General features: G+C 38.9%; 28 protein-coding genes and 1 pseudogene. 12 read left to right on the forward strand and 17 right to left on the reverse strand.

Annotated elements, in window-relative coordinates; all coding sequences use genetic code 11:
• The first annotated feature begins 82 nt into the window (after positions 1-82).
• The 3 genes from A7A69_RS01550 (at position 83) to A7A69_RS01560 (ending at position 2,147) form a co-directional block, all read left to right on the forward strand.
• The gene (locus A7A69_RS01550; RefSeq protein WP_120370530.1) at positions 83-352 is read left to right on the forward strand and encodes a YARHG domain-containing protein; all 270 of its coding nucleotides are present in this window, start codon (positions 83-85) and stop codon (positions 350-352) included.
• A 34-nt stretch (positions 353-386) separates the two neighbouring features.
• Positions 387-800, forward strand: a complete 414-nt coding sequence (locus A7A69_RS01555; RefSeq protein ID WP_120370529.1) for an HIT family protein — start codon at positions 387-389, stop codon at positions 798-800.
• 255 nt (positions 801-1,055) lie between these two features.
• Positions 1,056-2,147, forward strand: a complete 1,092-nt coding sequence (locus tag A7A69_RS01560) for a porin (RefSeq protein ID WP_152876053.1) — start codon at positions 1,056-1,058, stop codon at positions 2,145-2,147.
• Between the two features lie 85 nt (positions 2,148-2,232).
• Here A7A69_RS01560 and tsaD read toward each other — a convergent pair whose 3' ends face one another.
• Entirely contained in the window at positions 2,233-3,249 is a 1,017-nt protein-coding gene (gene tsaD, locus A7A69_RS01565; RefSeq protein WP_152876054.1) for a tRNA (adenosine(37)-N6)-threonylcarbamoyltransferase complex transferase subunit TsaD, read from the reverse strand.
• A 146-nt stretch (positions 3,250-3,395) separates the two neighbouring features.
• On the opposite strand from tsaD, the gene rpsU reads away from it, so the two are divergent.
• Positions 3,396-3,611: a 30S ribosomal protein S21 gene (gene rpsU / locus A7A69_RS01570; protein ID WP_001136722.1), complete on the forward strand. Its 216-nt coding sequence runs from the start codon at positions 3,396-3,398 to the stop codon at positions 3,609-3,611.
• A gap of 31 nt (positions 3,612-3,642) precedes the next feature.
• The gene (locus A7A69_RS01575) at positions 3,643-4,089 is read left to right on the forward strand and encodes a GatB/YqeY domain-containing protein (RefSeq protein ID WP_120370526.1); all 447 of its coding nucleotides are present in this window, start codon (positions 3,643-3,645) and stop codon (positions 4,087-4,089) included.
• 121 nt (positions 4,090-4,210) lie between these two features.
• Here the strand turns inward: A7A69_RS01575 and A7A69_RS01580 are convergent, their stop codons facing one another.
• The 13 genes and pseudogenes from A7A69_RS01580 to A7A69_RS01640 form a co-directional block, all read right to left on the reverse strand.
• Entirely contained in the window at positions 4,211-4,570 is a 360-nt protein-coding gene (locus A7A69_RS01580) for a hypothetical protein (protein WP_120370525.1), read from the reverse strand.
• A 111-nt stretch (positions 4,571-4,681) separates the two neighbouring features.
• Positions 4,682-6,043: pseudogene (locus A7A69_RS01585) on the reverse strand (M48 family metalloprotease); the annotation flags it as partial.
• A gap of 196 nt (positions 6,044-6,239) precedes the next feature.
• A complete protein-coding gene (locus A7A69_RS01590; RefSeq protein ID WP_152876055.1) occupies positions 6,240-7,199 on the reverse strand; it encodes a 2-hydroxyacid dehydrogenase in 960 nt (319 codons plus the stop codon).
• A gap of 73 nt (positions 7,200-7,272) precedes the next feature.
• Positions 7,273-7,929, reverse strand: a complete 657-nt coding sequence (locus A7A69_RS01595) for a hypothetical protein (protein WP_152876056.1) — start codon at positions 7,927-7,929, stop codon at positions 7,273-7,275.
• A 91-nt stretch (positions 7,930-8,020) separates the two neighbouring features.
• Entirely contained in the window at positions 8,021-9,910 is a 1,890-nt protein-coding gene (locus A7A69_RS01600) for a M48 family metalloprotease (RefSeq protein WP_120370583.1), read from the reverse strand.
• Positions 9,911-9,992: 82 nt separating this feature from the next.
• Entirely contained in the window at positions 9,993-11,531 is a 1,539-nt protein-coding gene (gene purF / locus A7A69_RS01605; protein WP_120370521.1) for an amidophosphoribosyltransferase, read from the reverse strand.
• A 24-nt stretch (positions 11,532-11,555) separates the two neighbouring features.
• Complete coding sequence (locus tag A7A69_RS01610) at positions 11,556-12,143, reverse strand: CvpA family protein (protein ID WP_152876057.1); 588 nt, start codon at positions 12,141-12,143, stop codon at positions 11,556-11,558.
• Between the two features lie 3 nt (positions 12,144-12,146).
• Positions 12,147-13,151: a quinone-dependent dihydroorotate dehydrogenase gene (locus tag A7A69_RS01615; protein ID WP_151980609.1), complete on the reverse strand. Its 1,005-nt coding sequence runs from the start codon at positions 13,149-13,151 to the stop codon at positions 12,147-12,149.
• Between the two features lie 91 nt (positions 13,152-13,242).
• Positions 13,243-13,713, reverse strand: a complete 471-nt coding sequence (gene gspM / locus A7A69_RS01620; RefSeq protein WP_421721577.1) for a type II secretion system protein GspM — start codon at positions 13,711-13,713, stop codon at positions 13,243-13,245.
• Between the two features lie 8 nt (positions 13,714-13,721).
• Complete coding sequence (gene gspL, locus A7A69_RS01625) at positions 13,722-14,861, reverse strand: type II secretion system protein GspL (protein ID WP_152876059.1); 1,140 nt, start codon at positions 14,859-14,861, stop codon at positions 13,722-13,724.
• A gap of 23 nt (positions 14,862-14,884) precedes the next feature.
• Positions 14,885-15,340: a SixA phosphatase family protein gene (locus A7A69_RS01630; RefSeq protein WP_152876060.1), complete on the reverse strand. Its 456-nt coding sequence runs from the start codon at positions 15,338-15,340 to the stop codon at positions 14,885-14,887.
• 68 nt (positions 15,341-15,408) lie between these two features.
• On the reverse strand, positions 15,409-16,482 hold the full coding sequence (locus A7A69_RS01635; RefSeq protein WP_120370515.1) for an NAD(P)H-dependent glycerol-3-phosphate dehydrogenase: 1,074 nt from the start codon (positions 16,480-16,482) through the stop codon (positions 15,409-15,411).
• A gap of 38 nt (positions 16,483-16,520) precedes the next feature.
• Positions 16,521-17,096 carry a nitroreductase family protein gene (locus tag A7A69_RS01640; protein WP_151980557.1) on the reverse strand — a complete coding sequence of 192 codons (576 nt, stop codon included), beginning with the start codon at positions 17,094-17,096 and terminating at the stop codon, positions 16,521-16,523.
• Positions 17,097-17,302: 206 nt separating this feature from the next.
• Between A7A69_RS01640 and A7A69_RS01645 the strand changes: the two genes are divergently transcribed.
• Positions 17,303-17,680, forward strand: coding sequence for a hypothetical protein (locus tag A7A69_RS01645; RefSeq protein ID WP_120370513.1), 378 nt, complete (start codon positions 17,303-17,305; stop codon positions 17,678-17,680).
• 81 nt (positions 17,681-17,761) lie between these two features.
• Here the strand turns inward: A7A69_RS01645 and rhlB are convergent, their stop codons facing one another.
• Together rhlB and A7A69_RS01655 are read right to left on the reverse strand one after the other, a co-directional pair.
• The gene (gene rhlB / locus A7A69_RS01650) at positions 17,762-18,913 is read right to left on the reverse strand and encodes an ATP-dependent RNA helicase RhlB (RefSeq protein WP_120370512.1); all 1,152 of its coding nucleotides are present in this window, start codon (positions 18,911-18,913) and stop codon (positions 17,762-17,764) included.
• Positions 18,914-19,014: 101 nt separating this feature from the next.
• Positions 19,015-19,227 (reverse strand): cold-shock protein, encoded by a 213-nt coding sequence (locus tag A7A69_RS01655; protein WP_004653893.1) that lies wholly within the window; start codon positions 19,225-19,227, stop codon positions 19,015-19,017.
• Between the two features lie 391 nt (positions 19,228-19,618).
• Here A7A69_RS01655 and A7A69_RS01660 point away from each other — a divergent pair, with 391 nt between their 5' ends.
• From A7A69_RS01660 to A7A69_RS01685, 6 genes are all read left to right on the forward strand, one after another.
• Positions 19,619-19,858, forward strand: a complete 240-nt coding sequence (locus A7A69_RS01660) for a sulfurtransferase TusA family protein (RefSeq protein ID WP_152876061.1) — start codon at positions 19,619-19,621, stop codon at positions 19,856-19,858.
• A 133-nt stretch (positions 19,859-19,991) separates the two neighbouring features.
• A complete protein-coding gene (rpoH, locus tag A7A69_RS01665; protein ID WP_120370510.1) occupies positions 19,992-20,858 on the forward strand; it encodes an RNA polymerase sigma factor RpoH in 867 nt (288 codons plus the stop codon).
• Between the two features lie 113 nt (positions 20,859-20,971).
• A complete protein-coding gene (locus A7A69_RS01670) occupies positions 20,972-21,337 on the forward strand; it encodes a DUF423 domain-containing protein (protein WP_152876062.1) in 366 nt (121 codons plus the stop codon).
• A gap of 11 nt (positions 21,338-21,348) precedes the next feature.
• Entirely contained in the window at positions 21,349-21,546 is a 198-nt protein-coding gene (thiS, locus tag A7A69_RS01675) for a sulfur carrier protein ThiS (protein ID WP_120370508.1), read from the forward strand.
• A 13-nt stretch (positions 21,547-21,559) separates the two neighbouring features.
• The gene (locus A7A69_RS01680) at positions 21,560-22,345 is read left to right on the forward strand and encodes a thiazole synthase (protein ID WP_152876063.1); all 786 of its coding nucleotides are present in this window, start codon (positions 21,560-21,562) and stop codon (positions 22,343-22,345) included.
• A 98-nt stretch (positions 22,346-22,443) separates the two neighbouring features.
• Positions 22,444-23,127, forward strand: a complete 684-nt coding sequence (locus tag A7A69_RS01685; protein WP_152876064.1) for a hypothetical protein — start codon at positions 22,444-22,446, stop codon at positions 23,125-23,127.
• Between the two features lie 44 nt (positions 23,128-23,171).
• Here the strand turns inward: A7A69_RS01685 and A7A69_RS01690 are convergent, their stop codons facing one another.
• On the reverse strand, positions 23,172-23,783 hold the full coding sequence (locus A7A69_RS01690) for a glutathione binding-like protein (RefSeq protein ID WP_120369655.1): 612 nt from the start codon (positions 23,781-23,783) through the stop codon (positions 23,172-23,174).
• Positions 23,784-23,888 lie beyond the last annotated feature (105 nt).

The following is a 23,888-nucleotide window of genomic DNA, read 5'->3' on the forward strand; positions in this document are numbered from 1 at the left end:
TTGATCATTGCTTTTTCCTGTAAAGCACCTATATTTAGACATAGGTCGTTACATTTACACCGATTATAAAGAGGACCCTCGCATGAATAAGTTTGCTGTTGCACTTTTTACTGGAATGATTACCCTTGCAGGTGTCTCAGTGCATGCTGCAACACCTGAACAAGAGTGCAAAAAACTTCAGGATGACTCTAACCTCATTTATGCATCAAAAGGTTTTTGCTTTAAAGATCCAGAAGCTAAAGCTAAATATGGAAATGAAAACTGTCATACCACTAAGCCAAAGTTTTCGGATAAAGAACAGCAACGTCTTGACCAGATTGAACAGCGTCAAAAAGAACTGAACTGTAAGTAATATCAATATATTCAGACGTTTGAAGGATACAAATATGGCTTACGATGAACAGAATATTTTTGCCAGAATCATTCGCGGTGAACTTCCAGCAATCAAGTTATATGAAGATGATCAAGTGATTGCGTTCATGGACATTATGCCTCAAGCAGATGGTCATGCCTTGGTCATTCCTAAAGTACCAGCGGTTACCCTGCTAGATTTACCACCTGAAGCAGCAGCTTATACCATTCAAATTGTACAAAAAGTAGCTCAAGCAATTGAAAAAGCGCTTGATGCTAAAGGTATTGTTCTCATGCAATTGTCGGGTGAAGCTGCGGGTCAAACTGTGCCACATGTACACTTTCATCTAATCCCAAGTTCAATTCACCAACTGGGTCGCCATGCTGCGCAAATGGGTGATCAGGAAAAAATTAAAACGCTTGCGGAAAAAATTAAAGCTCAACTTTAAATAAAAGTAACGTATATAAAAAATGGAGCTTATGCTCCTTTTTTTATATAAAAATAATAAAATCAACTATTAAAGTAAATTTAATTCCATCACATGTCATCAAACTGTCACGTATTTTTCACCCATTTGTAACAAAGTTTAAAGATACTGCTTAGCAAGTTGGTGAGCTTCTGTAATTTTTTGTACATAAGCAAACTTTAAAAAAATAGTGAACTTAGGCATACGCCACTGAACTTGTGTTTTGGAGAAATCTCAATGAAAAAATTGCTTATCGCTGCCGCAGTATCAACGCTTAGCATAACCGCAGCGCAAGCAGCGCCAACTTTGTACGGTAAATTAAACGTTACCCTTGACCAAGTTGACAACAGTGATTTCGCAGGGAACGATGTCACTGCACTTAATTCAAATGCTTCACGTATTGGGGTAAAAGGTGAAGAAAAATTAACAGACAAAGTATCTGTTGTATATTTGGCTGAATGGGCAATCTCTACAGATGGTTCAGGTTCAGATACTGATTTAAGTATGCGTAACCGCTTTTTAGGTTTAAAATTCAATAAAATAGGTACTTTGAAAGCTGGTCGTTACGATACTTATTTTAAAACGAATGCTGGTAACAATCAGGATATTTTCAACGACCACACGATTTTGGATATGACCTCTGTTCTTCATGGTGAAGAGCGCTCAAATAACGCGATTGGCTTTGAAACAGATAAAGAGTTAATTATCCCTGGTTTACAGTTCAATATCATGGCGCAGCAAGGCGAAGATACTAAAACTGATAATACTAGCCTTGGTAAAGAAGGTAAGCGTGATGGCTTTGGAGATGGTATCTCAACTTCTTTAACTTATGAAAATAAAGATTATGGCTTGGCTGCTGGTATTGCAGGTAATTTTGGATTAGCTGGTAAATATAACGCTTATAGCCTTTCTGGCATTTACTCAGATGCAATCCGCGTAACAGGTTCGATTGATTTAGCTAAAGCAGGTGTCGATGGGTTAGTATTCGGTGCTTTATGGCAAAATGCTCAACCTACTGACGATACCGTATCAACAACTAGTGGTACAACAATAACTTCTTATAAAGGCTTGGAAGAAGATGCATGGGGTTTGACCGCTGCTTATGCAATTGCCTCAACTCCTTGGAAAATCAAGGGTGAATATATTGAATCAAGTACCTCTGTAGATAATCGCTCTGACCGCAAAATTTCACAATATGGTTTAGGCGTAGATTACAACTTTAATAAACAAGCGCGTTTTTATGGTGTATTGGCGCAACAAAAACGTGACTGGTTATCAGATGATGACAAGAAAACTGTTGTTGGTGTAGGTATGGAATATAACTTCTAATACCTCATTACAAAAAATAAAAGGGTACAGTCCATAGATTGTGCCCTTTTATTTTTTTATTGATTTTTAAATGCTTTTTCTGTGCTTATACTACATTCGGATTTTTAAGCTCTGTCATTGGCCATCTTGGCGTTGTTGTCACTTCGAGTCCATCGTGTTGTCCAGCCTTTAAGCGCTGATATCCTGCAAATGCAATCATGGCACCATTATCAGTACATAAAGCAGGTTCTGCATAATAGACCTGAGCCTTGATCTTTTTCAGTGAAATTTCTAATTGTTCTCGCAAGCGAAGATTGGCACTCACCCCACCCGCAATAACCAAACGTTTTAAACCCGTTTGTTTTAAAGCTTTGACGGATTTTTTAACTAAAGTATCTACGATCGCTTCCTGAAAGGATGCAGCAATATCTGCATCACGATTTTCTTCGCCCAATTTTTTAAGTTGCACAGAAACTGCAGTTTTTAAACCGCTAAATGAGAAATCCAATCCCTGATGCAACATCGGCCTTGGGAATTCAAAAGCTCGAGCATCACCCATTAAGGCTAATTTCGCGATATTGGGGCCACCAGGGTATGCTAAATTCATCATTTTGGCGACTTTATCAAACGCTTCACCTGCCGCATCATCAATCGATTCACCTAGTAATTCATATTGACCAATGGCATAAGCCGCCATCAACTGAGTATGTCCACCTGAAACCAAAAGTGCCACAAATGGAAATTCAGGCGGCGTAATCGATAGCAATGGCGCAAGCATATGCCCTTCCATGTGGTGGATACCAATCGCTGGTTTATTCAATGCTAAAGCCAGCGTACGACCAAAGAGTGCTCCTGTCATAAGTGCGCCCATCAAACCTGGCCCACGCGTGTAGGCAACAGCATCGATATCTTTTTTATCGACTTGGCTTTGCAAAAGCAATTCGTTCAATAACGGAATAAGTTTACGTACATGATCACGTGAAGCAAGTTCTGGTACAACACCGCCATATTCCGCATGGAGTTTGATTTGACTGTAAAGTACCTGTCCACGCAGTCCTTGCTCGCTATCATAAATCGCCAAGCCAGTTTCGTCACAAGAGGTTTCCAAGCCTAAAACAATCATTAAAATGCCTATATTTTCGCGACTAAAATTCTGTCAGCGCTATTATAGACTTGTGATATCAGTTGTAAATGAGTAAAATACTGACCTTCACTTGTCATCGAGGCAATAATGCGCTCGGTGTTATCCATAATCTATGAGGATTTTACATGCCACAAGTTAAGTTGAAAGAAGGCGAACCAGTTGACGTAGCAATCCGTCGTTTCAAACGTTCATGCGAAAAAGCTGGTGTTTTAGCTGACGTTCGTAAGCGCGAGTTCTACGAAAAACCGACTCAAGAACGTAAGCGTAAAAAAGCTGCTGCTGTTAAGCGTTACCAAAAGAAATTGGCACGCGAATCTGTACGTACTACTCGCCTTTACTAATTAATTTGTGATTGACTGTCTGGAAAGCTAAATGACTACTTTGAAAAGCCAAATAACTGAAGTTTTAAAAGCAACTATGCGTGCCAAAGAAATGGGTAAGTTAACGGTGATTCGTAGTTTACAGGCAGCAATTAAGCAAATCGAAGTCGATGAGCGCGTAGAGCTTGACGATTCGCAGGTTCTTGCGGTCATTGAAAAGCAAATTAAACAGCGTAAAGAATCGGTCAAAGCCTTTGAAGGCGCGGGCCGTGATGATTTAGCTAGTAAAGAACAAGCCGAAATTGAGGTGTTATCCCAATTTCTACCAGAAGCTATGACTGAGGAAGAGCTTGATTCTCTCATTGAGCAAACGATTGCTGCTCAAGGTGCTACTAGCATGAAAGATATGGGTAAGGTGATGAACTCTCTACGTCCGATCATAGCCGGACGTGCCGATCCTGCACAAGTTTCTGCCAAAATTAAAGCAAAACTAGGCTAATAAGCTAATTGTCTTCGAGCTTCATTTGCCACTTCTCTAGTTCACATACAAGTTGTAAAATGGATTGATTAGATTCATATTAAATGAATCGTCTATAAATTTTCTTTCTGATTGTATTTATTTACTGCAAATGACATTGAATATTATATTTCTTTAATATTTGCATTTCTTTTGATGCCAAAACTTGATTAATAAAATCTTGTTTAGTCATTTTTGCATATGAAAGCGGTAAGTCTGATCGATATTGATCATTAACCTGATATAAATCTTGTACATACTGATTCACAATGCCACAAAACTGTGTTTGTTGAACTGGTGTAAATTGCGTTTGTTGTGGATTCAATGATCGTAAAAAATTACGCATATCGGTATTGTAAGTATTTGAAATTTTTTCAACTGAACGGACATAGCGCTCAGGCGGCGCAGCAAAAATTGATTGCCCCAAAATCACTAAACTTAACAATAATGTGATCTTTTTCATAAATATAATCAATATGATATCTCTATATGTAGCTTAATGTCTAAATTAATTTTTGCAAAGTAAATTTCATATACAAGCGATAATTTAAAAATAAATTAGCACAAGTTTAGATTAAATTTTTAATAGACGCTCCGATTGCATTTCCTTCAATCTTGTATCAATTGTTGCACTCATGGCATTATTTCCTTTTGCCAGACGTTGTGCGTGTAGCATTGATTTAATTGCATTTTCTTCATAACCTGACCAATATTCAACCTCTGCCCGATAACGCAATACATTCACTGTTCTTAATGGTGACTGGGTATCTACATTGGCTGACTGTTGCAAAAGTCGCCACCCCTCAATATCTTTATTATTGTTATTAATAAATCGTTGCACCAGTTTTTGCGCGTCACTACTTTTACCTTGCCGAATTAAAATTTCAGCCAATTTATAAGCCAAAGGACGATTTTCAGGCATTATTCGCTGTGTACTGATAATTGCTTGATAAGCATCGCTTAACTTATTTTGATTTAAAAAAATATCCGCCTGCAATATAGTTGTTAATGTATTGTCTGAAAATGTTGTTTTCACGCCATCAAGCATCCCCTGCGCTTTGGCGTAATCTCCCTGATTATTGTAAAAAGCACTCATCGCCAACTGAGCAGGTTTATTATTTTGATTAACTTGAGTTTGTAATAACTGTTCTGTGACCTGATTGGTTTCAACCAAGGTGTACCATTTTAAAATCTGAAAATCAGGATCGTACAATTTAGACTTTACTTTAGGGAACTGATTCGCACGCAAACGCGATTCACTCATGCGCTCGGATGTTAATGGATGCGTCATCCAAAAATCAGGCAAATAGCTTAATCGACTTGTGGAACGATTCATGGTTTCAAAAAAATCTGCCATACTTTGTGGATTATAGCCCGCTGCATACATATATTGCATGCCTATACGATCTGCCTCACGCTCCTGATTTCGACTGTAGGTCAATTGATTGTCCATCAAAGCGGCTTGTGTTCCCAACATTACCGCAGCACCTGCATCAGATTTGGTCTGTGCAGCAATTGCAGCACCAACCAGTATCCCTGCAAGCGCTAATAAGCCCTGCCCCTTAAATGCTTCTTGTGATCGACTATAATGACGTTGACTGACGTGCGCAATTTCATGCGCCATTACTCCTGCGACTTCATCAATATTGTGAGCAGACGCAATTAAACCCGAATTTAAAGCAAACAGCCCACCAGGCACAGCAAATGCATTAATTTGAGGATCATTCACCACCACCATTCCAATCGGCTGACCGAGTTGCGTCTGACTGAGTATTTGAGCGAACACTCGAAAAAATTGATCCTCAAGCCACGGATCATGCAAAACAGGTAATTGTCTTTGCACTTGGCGATAAACTTTCTCTCCAATCATTTTTTCTTTTTGTTGATCAATCAGCCCGATACCGCTTCCAATTTCAGGCACTTCAACCTGTGTAATTGCAGATTGGTAACGATAGTCTGCATGTGCCTGCGCTACTCCAGTCACCATACTTAAAGCCAATATAGTCGCCACATATTTCAAATCTTGATCTCTCATCAAAAAATAAGGGATAACCGATCAGAATAATTTGATCAGTGATCCCCAATATAGCATTGGAAACTCAAAGAATTTGCAATAAAGTGTTATAGAAAATTTAGCCATTTACCAGATATTGTGGCGTTTTCCCTTCCAGTGCATCGACTAAATTTTTATATGCGAGCTTTGCCATTTTTAAGCGTGTTTCTGCGGTTGCAGAACCGATATGCGGCAAAGTGACTACGTTAGATAAATTAAACAATTCAGAGGACTGCAATGGCTCTTTTTGATAAACATCAAGACCCGCTGCAAAGATTTGTTTTTGTTGCAAGGCATTCACCAATGCCTCTTCATCGACCACGGAACCACGTGCAATATTTACAAACACGGCATGAGGCTGCATTTTTTCAAATTGAGCCTGACCCATGAGTGCTTTGGATTCAGGATTTAAATCAACTGCAACCACGACAAAATCTGACTGGCTTAAAAGTTCATCCAAACCACAATAACGTGCATTTAAAGGCTGTGCCAATTCAAGTTTTTCACGACGATTGTGATAAAGAATATTCATATTAAAACCGTAAAAACCACGTCGTGCGACTGCTGCACCAATATTTCCAAGTCCAATAATACCCAGTGTTTTACCAAAAACATCCTGTCCAAATTGTGCAGGACCGACTGTACGCTTCCATTCACCTTGCTTAGTCCAGCGGTCAAGTTCAGGGACTTTACGTGCAGCACTGACCAATAAAGTAAAAGCCAGATCCGCAGTTGTTTCTGTTAGCACATGGGGAGTATTGGCTAGCCAAATATTATTTTTTGTGAGGTAATCCACATCATAATTATCATAGCCCACACTTACAGTTGAAATGATTTTTAATTTTTGTGCAGGCGCAAGGTTATTTTCATTGAGTAAACGACCCGCTCCAATCATGGCATCTGCATCTACCACTTCAGTGCGAATTTGCTCATTAATATCACCCTGTTTTGGGTTTAATACGACTACTTGATAATCTTGCTCTAGCTGAGCCAATACGGTTGAATCAATTTGACTAAAAACGACGACTTTCTTTTTCATTACACATCCTTATTCAATAAACTAAATATTTAGTATGAGAGAGATACTGACTAAAATATCAAGAAATGCAGTTTTAAGGAGATATCATGAGTTGCCATAAACGACGTTTGAGTAAAGGTTGATCAATCATTTCCTGCAAACTGGCAAGTTGCATGCTATGAATATGAGAAATAAAGTCGAGTTTACCCAAAATCAAAATCTGCTTATCAATTGCAAGCGCATCCAAAAAACCCTGTACATATGCTTGTACACCACGCCCATCACGAAAGTTTTCGAGAGGTAATGGCCATTTTAATTCATGATAAAGACCCGACAAAGCAGACTGGATATTCATCCAAAGTTGTCGTTGTTGATTAGATAATTGTGAAGTTTCGACTATTAAAATGACGCGATCAAGACAGTAAGCTTCCAATATAAATGCCTGTTGTATAACCGCAACTTGAGGCTGTTGCTTAGGCATAGAATTTGAAAGTGATAGATCTGAATTTGATTGTACAACCTCAACAAAGCTATCTTTTACTGAAGGTTCAATCTCGATGCTTTTGGCAACGTCTGGTTCTGATGGAATAGCATCCACTTGCTGGTTTAGAACTAAAACTGTAGCTTCAGTTACAATGGGAGTTTGGTCACGCCAAAAACTGACAGGCTGCTTTTTTTGGCATGACAATGCTCGTGGAATCCAGACATCCACCCCCATAGTCGCCAAAATATTCCGCTGCTGCCCTGTCATACTCACACTATTAAACTTATTTCTGAACCCTATTCTACTCTGCTTTCCAGCCTTTTTCAGTGATTTGATTCAAAGAGGTATTAAATGCAGTTTAAATAATCATAAGGGTATTTTTCTTTTGCATTTGGTCGACAATATCACCTGTTTCAAAGCCAAATCTCCAATATAGTAATTCCAGAACATCCAACTCATCTTGTGTAATGATACGATCACTCCACAAACACATTTCTGCAATACCCAATATACTCAGTCGATCACGCAATAATAATCCCGCACAATCATTCAAGATTTCAGCCAGATCGATGGGCTCATCTGAAATTTCTTCGTACAACACCATTTCTTCCAAAGTCAAAATATGACTCAGAATACGATCACGCACTTCAAGCTGATTGGGACTATTAATTTGCTGGACATGCAATAAAGCATCAATTAAACGAACCATTTGTGGTTTAACTTCTTCAATTGATGTTGGCATATGTATTGGCATCAGATTGAGCTCAAACTTCACCCGCTCTAATAGTAAGGCATCAAGCAAACCAACCTCACCATCTTCCTGAATAATTAAAGCCAAACGCGTTAAAAACTGCCGTGCAATACTGGCTGGAAGCGAACCAATATTACGGCATGCTTCATGAAAAATCTGTACGTGAACACGGCCATCCAGATACAGCAAGGCATCGACAATTGCTCGGCTTACTTGGGCATTTGGTGGAAGAAATTCACGATATTGACGAATCATTAAAATCGCAACCATGACTTCACGCGATCCCGTTGCTGTCTGTAAGGCTCTTTGAATTAGCTCTGGCCGCTTGATATTTTGGCGTATTTCAGCTTTTAGCGGTTTAATCGCATCATTTAAAGCAAAACTGATCGGAGACAATCTTAACAAAGGCAGCGGTTGTGGCGATACCCACGGCGTATAAACACTTCCATCCATTTCTTCAAGGGAACGAAATAAGCTAAATAATGGTCGATTTCTCAACTTTTTCAGGTTTTCAAGTTGTAATTCTTGCAAGATCGTAGGATTGAGTTCATATATACGATCTTCAATACTTGGATGGATATTTAACCAGCTTTGCGGACTTAATGAGTTAGCAAAACACATATGTGCAATCGATTCGGAAAATACGCTGTGAATTTGAGAACCCGCATGATGCACATAAATTCGAAGTAAAGTCTGAGTATTGGCATTATTCTGAATCAATTGCATGGTTTTATAATCGTTACGAAAAGTTCGCCCACTTAACGTTAAATATTTGATTAAACGAGTAATTAATACTCCCATGCTTCCGAGCAACCAAATAATTCCACCCACTGCGATAAAGAATGTTTCAAACTTACGCTGTTTATTTTTTTGATAAGGCTTAAAACCACGCTTGGCAATTCTGCTCCCCAATTGACTAAAAGTAATTAGACCGCTGTATAGAATTTTGAGTTTTGTGTTCTCTACTGCCTCACCTGATAATATCTGATTAAACTCATGACTGAGTAAACCATATAATTCAACATCATCCAGATTTTGCAAAGCTCCCCATGTCACGATGATCACCACATTTTGCTGATCAAATCCTGCTGTTAGAGCATTAACTCCGACTTCATCAGGCAGCACATATAAGACAGGAGCTTCGATTCTAAAGCGTTCCGCCAATTGTTGTGATATTTTAAGTGCGACACTTTCTTCAGGTGTACTTTCAAGTAGATCTAAACGACGACCTTTTAATTGCTTCGCTAAAGAATGACCGCCTTCACGAAAAATATAAAATTCGTAAATTGCGGAACTAATCACAATAAAAAATAATAAAACAAGGAGATAAGGGCTTAGACTGTGCCACAAAATAGACTGGCTATAATCAAAATAGTGAACCAAAAGTCCAAGTGTTGTATTTAAAATGAACATTGTCAGTAGCATTGCGACAACACACATGCTTGCTGACCACATCATATTTTTGTTTTCAACGAGATAATGACTAACTTCTTTCAATGTAAATATGTCCTGATTACATTGTTGCTCCATCATAAATGAAAAAAGCGGGAAAAACCCGCTTTTTCCTAGAGAATTTAGCTTATGATTCTTCTTTGATTCCTGTCAAATCAACAGAAGCAGCATCAATGTTGACATCAATATAACCATCTGTACCTTTAGCCATATCGTTACGCTTACGTTCAAGGTTTTCAAGGTAAGTTTGATCAATACCACCTGTCACATAAATTCCATCAAAAACTGAACTATCAAATTCTCTCAAATCTGGAACTTTGCTCGTACGCACTGCATTTTTCAAATCTTCCAAATCTTGAAAGATCAAGCGATCAGCACCAATAATGTCTTGAATTTCTTCAACACTACGCTGTGAAGCAATCAATTCAGTTTTCGCTGGCATATCAATACCATACACATTTGGATATTTAACCATTGGTGCAGCCGAAGCGAAATAAACCTTTTTTGCACCCGAATCACGCGCCATCTGAATGATTTCATTACAAGTGGTACCGCGAACGATCGAATCATCTACAAGCAATACATTTTTGCCTTTAAACTCAAGTTCAACTGGGTTGAGTTTTTGACGTACTGATTTTTTACGTTGCTGTTGGCCTGGCATAATAAAGGTACGACCGATATAACGGTTTTTCATGAAACCTTCACGAAATTTGACCCCAAGAATATTTGCCAGTTCAAGTGCAGAAGTACGACTCGTATCTGGAATTGGAATGACCACATCAATATCATGCTCCTCACCCCATTCGCGCAAAATTTTATGCGCCAGTTTTTCACCCATTTTTAAACGGGCTTTATAGACTGAGATTCCATCGATAATTGCATCTGGACGCGCAAAATACACATATTCAAAAATACATGGACGATGCTGCGGTTCAGCAGCACATTGCTGAGTGAAAAGTTCACCTTTATCATTGATAAAAATTGCTTCACCCGGCTGAATATCACGCTCGATCTTAAAGCCAAGCGCTGTAATTGCAACCGACTCAGAGGCAATAATGTATTCAAGACCTTGTTCAGTTTCACGCGAACCATAAATTAATGGACGAATACCATTCGGATCACGAAAACCCACCAAACCGTGTCCAGTAATCATGGCAACTACGCCATACGCTCCTTTGCAGCGCTCATGCACGCGCTTCACAGCATGAAAAACATCTTCAGCGGTTGGGTTTAAAGTTCCACTTTTTTGCAACTCATGCGCAAAAACATTTAAAAGAACTTCAGAATCAGAATCCGTATTCATATGCCGTAAATCTGTTTTAAACAGATCTTCGTGAATTTCTTCAGCATTGGTCAAATTACCATTATGCGCCAGTGTGATTCCATAAGGTGAGTTCACATAAAATGGTTGCGCTTCTGCACTACTTGCTGAACCCGCAGTTGGATAACGTACATGACCAATACCATAATTACCAATTAAGGCGCGCATATGACGGGTATGGAACACATCTCGCACCATTCCGTTGTCTTTACGCAGAAAAAGACGACCATTATGGCAAGTTACTATCCCGGCTGCATCCTGTCCACGATGTTGCAACATCGTTAATGCATCAAACAACATTTGGTTAACGGGTGCTTTACCAGCTATACCAACTACTCCACACATAGCAACCTCGCAGACAAGCTAGGATTAATAAAAAGGATTCTGGGTTGAATGACTGACCTGATCTTTGTCTAAATCAGACTCAGCCACTTCATGTGAAGGGCGATGAAATAAACTCCCCTCTGATGTCACATGCTGTAATGCTTCACTGGCCGCATCTTTCGATAACTCTGTTGCTAAAGGTGCATAAGGCAATAAAACCTGAACAAATTTAGACTGTTTCCAGTGCGGAGAGCTTTCGACCCATGGACCAAGACCTTGCATGGTCACCAGTACAATCAACAACCCTTTTAATGTACCAAAAGCACCACCAGCCAAACGATTTAACGGGCCAAGGCTCATACTTCTGAGTAGCAAATTGAGTAAACCCGTAACCAACCACGTAAGGACAATAATGATTAGGACAATAAAGGCAAATGCTGCAATCTTCTGAACAACTGGATCATGACTCAACACCACCATGCTTGGCGCCAAAAAGTTGGCATATTTCGCACCTACAATCAGTGCTAATATCCAACCAATCAAGTTCGCAAAGGCTTTTACGAATCCTTGTCGCAAACCGTTTAGCCCTCCAATGAGCAGAAGTATCAGAATAATGATATCCAGTGTATTCATCACTTAGTTGAAAGCACTCACGCAATCTTTAATTAGGCTCGGACCTGTATATATGAGGCCACTATAAATTTGTACAAGGCTAGCACCTGCATCTTTTTTTGCAAGCGCATGTTCACCTTGAGTGATTCCCCCAACACCAATCAGAGGAATTTGACCATTTAAGCATTTTGCAAACTGGCGCAAACATTCAGTACTTTTTTCAAATACAGGCGCACCAGATAAACCACCTGCTTCATTACCGTAAGGCAAGTCTTCTACGCCAACACGTGACAATGTGGTGTTGGTAACAATGAGACCATCAATTTTAAACTGCAACAACTGAGTTGAAATAAATTCAATATCTTCTTCAGTTAAATCAGGTGCTACTTTAAGAACTAAAGGAACATAATGATGGTACTGCTCCGCCAAGTCTAACTGGCGTTGTTTTAATGTTTCCAGTAATTCTGTCAAAGCATCACCACTTTGTAAACTACGCAGATTTTTAGTGTTTGGTGAAGAAATATTGACTGTAATATAAGATGCGTATTGATAAACTTTTTCTAAACAAATCAGATAATCATCTACTGCATTTTCAACGGGCGTGTCGGCATTCTTGCCAATATTGATCCCCAAAATGCCTTTAAATTTTGACGATTTTACATTTTCAATGAGCTGATCCACACCATCATTATTAAAACCCATACGGTTAATAATGGCTTTTGCTTGAGGAATACGAAATAGTCTTGGTTGTGGGTTCCCAGCTTGCGGACGCGGAGTAATTGTTCCGATTTCAATAAAACCAAAACCCAAACCCGCCAATGCATCAATATAAGCACCATTTTTATCCAGACCTGCTGCAAGACCTACAGGATTTGGGAATTGTATGCCCATACATGTGACGGGTTTAGGTGCAATATGCTGACGCAATAAGCCAATTTTATGGGCAGACTTCAGAGCTGATAAGGTAAGTTCATGTGCACGCTCGGGTGACAAGGCGAATAACATAGGGCGAGCAAGCGAATATAACATATCAATCAAAGTCTACTGCTTTTTCAGGTAGGCATATTATAGGCATAGCAAAACTAAAACGCCATGCTTGCAACCCTTTTATTTTGAGGACTTATTGTACTGTAGCCGTTAATTTAATCTGATTGTTACCCGAAACCATCTCCATTTTTTCAATCGACACGCCCATTTTCGCTAGTTGGGTTATAAAATTTGCCAAAACTGCATAATTTTGATGTTCAGCAACAATTTGCAACTGCTCTCCCATTTGCTGAGATGACACGGTTAACCCCTGCTGCTGAGAAACACGCTGGACTTTTTCAGCTATAGTTAACTGGCTTTCTGATGCAGGTTTCATTGTGGCTGCATTGCTTTGCATCCAGACCATTAAATCCTTGAGATCATTAACCCGCTTTTGTTGCTGATCAGCTAGACTATGCATTTTCCACAGTGAAAAACTTATAATTGATACCACAACTAAAACGCTCGCGAAAATCACCATGTAGCGTTCACGTACAGACATGCGCTGTAAGGCATCAACAATACGTTCAATTTTTTGATCCAAGCTGTGCTGAATTCGAGTCATTGTGTTCATTATTGTACTTTTACCATCCCAATCGCGCCTGCACCATCTGCTTGAACATTACCCAGTTCCGCTTTAAAACCTTGCTGATTGAGTTGTTGCGTTAAACTTTGCAAGTCATTTGCAGATTTAGCTTTTAACGACAAGCTCAAAGAAGAATCAGTATAACTTAGCTGTTGAGCGACAATTTGGCGTTGCATAAGAATTGGCCCTACTCTACTTAACAGATTTAGTGCCGTTGTATCGCCGCTTTGACTCATTCTAAGCTGACTTTCGAACATACTTTTTACATTCTGCTCGGTCACACGACTATTGGCACCAAACCAATATTTATATTGATCAACTGCTTGCATCGCTGTTTGGTTTGCAAGTTTTTTCAGTTTATACCAACGCAAAGCATCATAACTAAATTGAACAACCAATACCGCAATCAGAACAGCAATACATGCTTTCCAATAACCAGAAACTTGAGTTTCTTTTTTTGTTTTCGGCAAAACATTAAATGGATGCTGCTTCGGTTTTAATATTTTTTGAAACTGATAATCAAAAGGTTGCCGAGTTTCTACGGTAGATACGTTAGCCAGACTATCAAGTTGCTGTGTGGTCAAATTAGTATAATGGTAAAAGGTCTGCGAAGGCTGGAACTCAAGATACACAGCCAAATCATCTATTGACATACCTTTATACAAATTTTCACGAACTAAAGTCTGCCCATGCAAATGTGCGATATTCACTTGACCTTGTTCAGGTGCAGGTAATATCAGAAAATCAGGGAGTAAAGCGATCAATTTAATCGGCAATAAATTAAGTGCATGTTGCCACGTTTCAACCAGACTCTGTGCAACTCCCAATATCGTCAATTGATCTGGGGATTCAAAATGGTGAACCACCCGCATATGATCGATTGGTAAGGTTACATATTCTTCCATGAGATATTTAACACCATCTGCTCCCAGTTGCTTCACATGAGCTTTAGTCATGTGCTGTTGCAAAATCTGGATATGCCGACTGGAAAAGAAAACTACTGTCTCTTGTCCTTGATGGGATTGTAAATCATGAATAAGCTGTTCAAGGCTGGAAGCCTGCAACCAATTTTCACCTGTTGACCAAAACCAAGCCCCATTGGCTTCAGGCATCCATAAATACAGCATAAATTATAAGTACCGTGTTTTCGTTATAGCGTAGGTATAAAACTATGTCCTTGTGTTGACAATCCGTTGGCAATCACGCTTTGGCTATAAATACGCGCTTCAGCCAAAGCAAAAGGATTAAAGTTCTCATGCGTGAGCTGTTCAGCAATATGCCCAACAACATTCATATGACAAACCACAACAACAGACTCGAATGGAAGTTGAGACAGCCAATCTATCGCATCTTTTGCATCATCATCTGGTTTGATCTTATCACAAAGTAAAACAGGAACTTCAGGAAAATATGTCTGAATATGACCAAGTGTTTCTTGTGCACGCAATAAAGGGCTTACCACAAAAACCTCGGGCTTGACCATCTCCTTAAGGTATTGTGAGGTTTGTTCAGCCTGAGCATGACCCAAAGCAGTGAGTGGTCGCTTGATATCATTACCATCCACTGGAGGCGCTGCTTCCCCGTGACGAACTAAAGTCAGTTGCATAACCATTCCTTTTTTCAATCTTTCTTTATGATAACAAGTGTGTATGACAGTTTTTATTAAATGCCTTATTACACTTCATGATGCGGCAGTACAAATTCTACATCACTACGGTGACCATTTTTCATTAGGGAGAGCGCAATATTTAAAGGTGGTGCCCCCTCAAAAATCACCTCATACAAGGCATTAGTAATTGGCATATAGACATCAAGCTCTTGTGCGCGTTTGCGCACTTGCACAATCGTATTAATCCCTTCAGCCGTTTGCCCTAGCTCTTTAGTTGCCTGTTCTAGTGTCTTTCCTGAACCTAAAGCATATCCAATTTGATAATTTCGACTGAGTGGACTATTACAGGTCGCAAATAAATCCCCTACACCAGACAAACCAAGAAAAGTCAAAGGATTTGCGCCTAATTCAACCGCGAAACGACTCATTTCAGCCAAAGCACGAGTGATAATCATACTCTTGGTGTTTTCACCAATATTATAAGCAACCGCCATCCCCATCGCGACCGCATAAATATTTTTGAGTGCGCCTCCCAACTCTACACCATGCACATCATCGCTACCAAAAACACGAAATAAAGCACTATGTAAGGCATGCTGTACAGCATAACGCACCAATTCAGAATGACTGGCAATCACCGTTCCAGATGGCATCCCCGCCATAATTTCTTTCGCTAAATTTGGGCCAGAAAGTACACCATATGGCACTTCTGGTAATTCTTCACGAATAATATCGCTCATAAAGCTAAAAGTATCTGCTTCGATACCTTTGGTAAGCGATACAACAGCCTGTGAGCTAATAAAAGGAGCAATTTGTTTGAGCACCTTACGGAACGAATGGCTAGGTATTGCGACTAAAATAATATCCCGATCACAAACTGCTTCTTCTATATTACAGACTGCACGCAATCCAGTTTCTAAACTAAAATCAGGCAAATAACGCTTATTAACATGACTTTGATTGATATCATCCGCTGCATCCTGATCACGAATCCAGATCATGGTATCGCAACCATTTCGAACTGCTAGATTCGCCATTGCTGTACCAAAACTACCGCCACCCAATACTGTTATGCGAAGTGCTGTTTTCTTATCAACTTCAATGGGTTGTACTAGATCTGAAAAGTTTAGTTCCGTCATGCGCTGTTCATTCCTGCCAAAACAATACCAATATTTTTTTAAGACTGCCAATTTTTAATAAAGTCAGTCACTGTTATTTCTGTACGAGGTGCAATTGCTTTCGCAGCAGTGCCAATATAAATAATCCCCGAAATTAGATCACGTTCAGCCAAACCAAGATGTTGTTTTAACCACTTTGATTCAACAACTGCACCTGAGCGCCATATGCTTGCAAATCCCTGTACTTGTAAAGACAGAAGAAAATTTTGAATAGCAGCACCTGTACTTAATGTCTGCTCAAATAATGGAACTTTAGGATGATCTTGAAATTGCGTCACCGCAATCACCAATAACGGCGCACGAAAAGGATGCTGCTTAACACGATCGAGCTGAGTTGGATCAGTTTCACCAAGATCAGCCAAAGCCTGAGATAAACTTTCTCCAAAAGCTGCACGTTGCTCAGATTGAATCACAATAAAACGTGTTGGTTTTAATCGATGATGATCTGGCGCTGTCAGTGCAGCATCAAATGCTTTATTTAATTGTTCAGAAGATGGTGCAGGCTCAATGAGATGCCCAATTGATTGACGCTGATGAATATTTTGATGAACCGTATTTACGTCTAAATCCGTCATGAACATTGATCTAATTTAAAAAACCAAAAATAGATTAGCACATTCTTTTTTATTTCTGCCATGCTAATTCTTGGCATTTCTTTAGTTTTCCAAAATTTGACACGGTTACTGCATAAAACCATCAAAATCTATACAACATACTCAAAACAAATAGAAATTTTTATGTTCAACTTAAAAACTAATTTTTAATTTTCAAGGACTGGTTTATGAAAAAACAAATGACAGCCAGCATACTCACCGTATCTGCTATTTTACTCACAGCCTGTGCATCTAACCCCACTGCAACCACAGCAGTTCAAAAAGAAAATAATCAATTTGAAGTCACTGGTGTAGGTAAAACTAACCTTATTGCAAAAAACAATGCTGTCGATGCAGCCAATAAGACCTGTAAACGCAGCACAGCTGTGGTCGTGGATGAAAAAACCACTTATAACGGCGTACTTAAAGGTGTCGTAGACGAAGAAACTGGAAAAATGGTAGAGGCAGCGGCTGGAGTTATTGGCTCAATTACAGGTAAAAATGCCTCACTCGCCAAAGACGATGACTATCAAACTACGCTCACTTTTTATTGCAAAGCAGATTAAATCAAGTTTTAAGCCATAAAAAAATGCGCTCTAAGATGTTAAGAGCGCATTTTTTATTACCCAATATTGATTAGGTATCTTTTAACAATAGCCTTCCAAGCGAGTTAAAGGCAATTTCTTTCCAATCGCTTTTTCAATTTCAGGCAAATAAAAAGCATCGTCTTCAGATAAAAAGCTAATGCTGACCCCTTGTGAACCTGCACGCCCAGTACGACCGATACGATGTACATAATCATCAGACTGTTCAGGTAAGGTGAAGTTCACAACATGAGATACACCATCGACATGAATACCACGACCTGCAACATCTGTGGCAATCATAATATTATTTTTACCTTGCTTAAATTGGTCGAGCATTTTAAGACGTTTATCTTGTGCAATTTCACCCGACAACATCCCTACGCGATAACCATCTTTTTTAAGATGATCATATAAGCGACGAACCTGATCTCGACGGTTGGCAAAGATCATAACTTTATCAATCGGTTCATCACGTAAAATATCTTGTAGCAAACGATATTTATCTTTTTTCTCAACCACATAGACGCGTTGTTCTACATCATTATTGGTTTTTTGCTCAGGTTCAATTTCTACCGTAACAGGTTCAAACAACCATTGACGAGCCAGATTTAACACATCATAACTAAAGGTCGCCGAAAACATTAAAGTCTGACGTTCCTCTTTACGAGGAGAGTAACGGACGATCCGCTTTACCGAAGGAATAAACCCCATATCCAGTAAACGGTCAGCTTCGTCTATCACCAAAAACTCAATTTGATCGAGCCAAATTTCTTTCTGTTCAACAAAATCAATTAAACGGCCTGGTGTTGCCACCAAAATATCAAGAAAATTGGCATTTAACGGTTTCTTTTGCTTATCGAAATCCACACCACCGACCAATGTCAGTAATTTTAAATCTGTAAATTTGGTCAGTTCTTTAGCATCACTTTCGATCTGTAAGGCTAGTTCGCGAGTTGGCGCAAGAATCAAAGCGCGAGGTTCCCCCCGATAGCGTTGTTCCTGAATAGGATTATTTAGCAAGTCGTTGATAATGCTAATTAGAAACGCGGCTGTTTTACCTGTTCCTGTTTGCGCACGACCAATTGCATCATGTCCTGCCAGTGTATATTTTAAAACCTTTTGCTGAATTGGGGTCATTTGCTTAAACCCTAATGCATCAATCGCTTTTTGCAGTTGCGGATGTAGATTCAAGGTTTCAAAACCAGATACCATAAACTCGTGCTCTAACTGTTAATCACTCTGATAAGAGGGATAGTATAAAACAAAAGCGCCCCAATTTAAAAATTGAGGCGCTATTCAACATAAAATGTTGATTAGTCTAAAGGCTGTACATTCTCAGCCTGAAAACCTTTTTGTCCTTGCACAACGCTGAATTCAACACGCTGGCCGTCACGTAACGAACGATGTCCGTCACCCATAATTGCACGGAAATGTACAAATACGTCGTCGCCGCCATTACGTTGAATAAAGCCAAAACCCTTAGTGTCGTTAAACCATTTAACAACGCCTTGTTCGCGAGCTGTCATAAGTCAATCCTCAGAAGTGAAAATAAAGGACCTTCCGGTGTTGCAAACAGCAGAGCAAACAAGTTTAAAATTCTTTATTATTTCAAAGCTTGTAATCATTCTGTAAAACTATCAACAATTTCCGGTTACATCCATTTGTCATAGGCCTAACTAAAACAAGGTTTTTGTTCGTAGTAGCCACCCCTAAAACGCTTCGAGCTTAACACGGGTTTATCACAATTAATAGAAATTTTTTAGATAATTCTATATAAAATGTTGCTTAATTTTTAGACTCATCAATTTTTTTTACCATCAATAAAATATATACTTCTTAAAGCATTCGACTTTTTTCACAAATACGCATTTTTTTGATAAAATAAATTTAAACCAACATCTTTGAATATTTTTACGGATGAATGACTTAAACCCCGTTATTCCTACTGAAATAAATGCAATCGGTCAACCATGTCCTATGCCTCTTTTAATGTTAAAGCGCGGTTTAAAAAAAGCGACTATTGATCAAGCTTTTTTACTTAAATCTTCCGATCCTCATAGTGAAATAGATGTGCTACGTTATTGTCAGCTTCATAAACTGGATTGTCATTTGACAAAAATATCTGAACACGAATTTCATTATTTGATCCAACCTTAGACATACAGCTTTGATATTCCAATCAACTCATGTATAAAATTTTACATTTCTCTACCCAATTTTCCTTAATTATGAACTTGCTTCGCATTAAGATGAAACTATTGGTTATACCACCATCCTATAAGGAGAACTCATGAGTGACAGCAGCAATCAATTGATGCCCCTGTCCTTATCTGCGCCCGGTGTAAATCTCGGTGCTTATATCAGCACTGTTAATCAAATTCCAATTTTGACGGCTGAGCAAGAGAAAGAACTGGCTGAGCGTTATTATTATGATCAGGATCTGGATGCGGCAAAAATGCTCGTCATGTCGCATTTACGTTTTGTTGTGCATATTGCAAGAAGTTATGCTGGCTATGGCTTGCCACAAGGTGACCTGATTCAAGAAGGTAATCTTGGTCTAATGAAAGCAGTGAAACGGTTTGATCCAAATATGGGTGTGCGGTTAGTTTCCTTTGCCGTCCACTGGATCAAAGCCGAAATTCACGAATATGTAATTCGTAACTGGCGTATCGTCAAAATTGCCACGACTAAAGCACAACGCAAACTGTTTTTTAATTTGCGTAGTCTAAAAAAGTCGAGCAAAAAATTAACACTTGATGAAGCCAAAGCCATTGCAAGTGATTTAAATGTTACGCCAGAACAAGTGCTGGAAATGGAAGGTCGTTTGACTGCCTATGATGCTGCGTTTGAAGCTCAAGGTGATGATGACGATGATTCTACCCATGTTGCACCTGCATTATATCTGGAAGATAACCGTTATGATCCTGCTCGATTGGTAGAAAATGAAGACTATGAAGAACAAAGTAGCTCTGCATTATATCAAGCGATGAACCAGCTTGATGATCGTTCACGGAATATTTTACAGCGTCGTTGGTTGGACGATGATAAATCGACCTTGCATGAACTTGCTGCTGAATACAATGTTTCGGCTGAACGTATTCGCCAGCTTGAAAAAAATGCAATGGAAAAAATTAAAGTTGCCATGTCGGCAAGTTAGTATTTCCCATGTTTTAAAAAGAGGCGTTTGCCTCTTTTTTATGAGCCTTAAGTATTTTTAGCTCACTGGATTTATGCTAAGGTGCTTGGGTCTTTTTTTAAGTGTTTTGGCTTATGTGGATCGCAATTGCAGCTGTTAATCTTGCTTTGGCTGTTATATTGGGGGCCTTTGGTGCTCATGGCCTAAAAGCTTTTGCTACACCAGAACAAATTGGCTGGTGGGGAACAGCAACACAATATTTCTTCTACCACGCACTAGGTCTACTTGCACTAGGTATTTTGTCTAAAGTAAGCCACCATTTTCCCATCAAAACATCTTTTATTCTGATTCAGATCGGTATTTTATTATTCTGTGGTTCTTTATATATCATGGCCTTGGGTTTACCACGTGGTCTTGGTGCGATTACCCCAATAGGAGGGGTATTTATGATTTTAGGTTGGTTCGTTCTAGCTTGGAATGCCATAAAATACGGAAAGTAACTGGAAACAATATGCAGATTTATTTGAATGGCGAGCTTAAACAAACTGCTTGTCAGAATTTATTAGAACTTGTTCAGGAATTAGCACTTGAAGGTAAACGATTTGCCGTTGAACAAAATGAGCAAATCATTCCTAAAAGCAAACTCGAACAATCTCCCCTTTCAGACCATGATCGTATTGAAATTATTCACGCTGTTGGCGGCGGCTAAAATGGAGTAAACCATGCAAGATTCACCTTTAATTATCGGTTCACGTACATTTCAATCACGCCTTTTAGTCGGCACAGGCAAATACAAAGATCTCAATGAAACAGACTTAGCTATTCGGGCAAGTGGGGCAGAAATTGTGACGGTTGCGATTCGCCGTGTAAATATTGGACAGCATCCTGATCAACCAAATTTACTATCGGTCATTCCACCTGAAAAATATACCATTTTACCAAATACCGCAGGCTGTTTTGACGCCGATAGTGCGGTTCGTACTTGTATGTTGGCACGTGAGCTTCTAGATGGCCACAATCTGGTTAAACTTGAAGTTTTAGGTGATGAAAAAACACTTTATCCCAATATTACTGCCACGCTTAAAGCTGCCCGCACCTTAATTGATGATGGTTTCGAGATCATGGTATATACCTCGGACGATCCTATTGTCGCTCAAGAACTTGAAAGTATGGGCTGTGTTGCGATTATGCCTTTAGGAAGTTTGATTGGTTCAGGTCTGGGAATTTTAAATCCGCATACCATTTCGATTATTAAAGAAAATGCCAAAGTACCTGTTTTGGTCGATGCAGGTGTAGGAACTGCAAGTGATGCAGCAATTGCAATGGAATTGGGCTGTGACGGCGTACTTATGAATACGGCAATTGCAGCGGCACAAAATCCAGTACTTATGGCATCTGCCATGAAAAAAGCAGTAGAATCTGGTCGAGAAGCTTATCTGGCTGGACGTATGCCACGTAAACGCATGGCAAATGCCAGTTCTCCAGAAACAGGTTATTTCTTTAAATAATTCCATGTTTTAATGAAGAAAATTTTTAAAGGATTCTTTGGGATCCTTTTCTTTTAAAGAATAAATAATAAGAGTAAATTTACATGTTCAACGCAATAATGAGATTTTTTTGTTTAGGCTGTTTGGGTTTCACAACTACTGTATTTGCAGATCCTGATCCATCACAATATCAACAATTTATCCCTAAACATTGGAAAATAATTGAAACAGTCCGAGGTGATTTAAACCGCGATGGTAAAGAAGATATCGTTTTTGTGATTGAAAAAAATGACCCAAAAAATATTCTTTCCAATGATGGACTAGGAAGCCCTGAACTTAATACCAATCCCAGAACTTTACTGGTTTTATTTAAAACAACTCATGGTTATCAATTGATCAGCACAAACCCATATTTGCCAAGTGAAAATGATGCAGAATCCACTTGCCTTGCAGATCCATTAGAAGAAGGCAATATCAAAATTTCAAAAGGTATTTTAAAAATAAATCTAAATTATTGGCTAAGCTGTGGTTCATGGTATATCACCAACAATACTTTTAGCTTTCGTTACCAAGATCTGGGTTTTAAATTAATTGGTTTTGATCAAATGAGTTTTCATCGTGCTTCTGGTGAAGAAAGCACATTGAGCATTAACTTTTCGACAGGAAAGTTAAAAAAAATAACAGGTGAAAATGAATTTGAGAAGACTGAGCAACCCATAAAAACTCAGTGGCAAACGTTAAAACACCATTATAATTTAAAATTAGAGCAAATTAATTTTAAAGAACCGCCAGAGTTTAAATAAAAAAAGCCTCAATTTTTTGAGGCATTTTTTTATGCATGTGAGATTTAAGGAATTAATCCTTCATCACGCATTGCGATATTCACAGATTGACGTTCAGCAACCTTATTACGAAGAGCAACAATATTTGTGTATGGCGTCAAATCATGTTCAATGCCATTTGACCAATTTGTAAGCACAAATAAATAAGCATCAGCAGGGCCAAAACCATCATCTACAAGATATTCATGATCTGACTCACCAATGGCTTTATCGATATAAGCCAACAATCGATCAATTTCAGCATAGGCTTTTTCTTTTGCTTCAGCATCCAAAGCACCACCAAAGAATACCGCATAGGCATCATGCAATTCTGAGTTTAGGTACCCTAACCATTCCAAAACTTTGGCACGACCTAAACCCGATGGTGGAATCAAGTTCTGAGCTGGATCATGCTGCGCAATAAAAGGAAGCACTGCAACGTTTTCAGTGAGAACCAATCCTGGTGTAATTTCAAGTGCAGGGACATAACCCTTAGGATTAATTTCATAATAATCCGCACCTTTTTCAGTTTTATGTGTTTTTAGATCAACCCGTTCAAGATCAAAATCGACATTAATTTCGTTCAAAAGAATATGTGCAGCCAATGAACATGCACCAGGTGAATAATACAACTTCATAGATAATCCTTGTTATAGCTCTCTTCACTGTTTTAGAACGCTTTACTCGAACTTTCAAGCTCTACCCGCTTTAAAATTTTTAAAAAACGTAACGATCTGAAAATA

Source organism: Acinetobacter guerrae (assembly GCF_009372255.1).
GTDB lineage: Bacteria > Pseudomonadota > Gammaproteobacteria > Pseudomonadales > Moraxellaceae > Acinetobacter > Acinetobacter guerrae.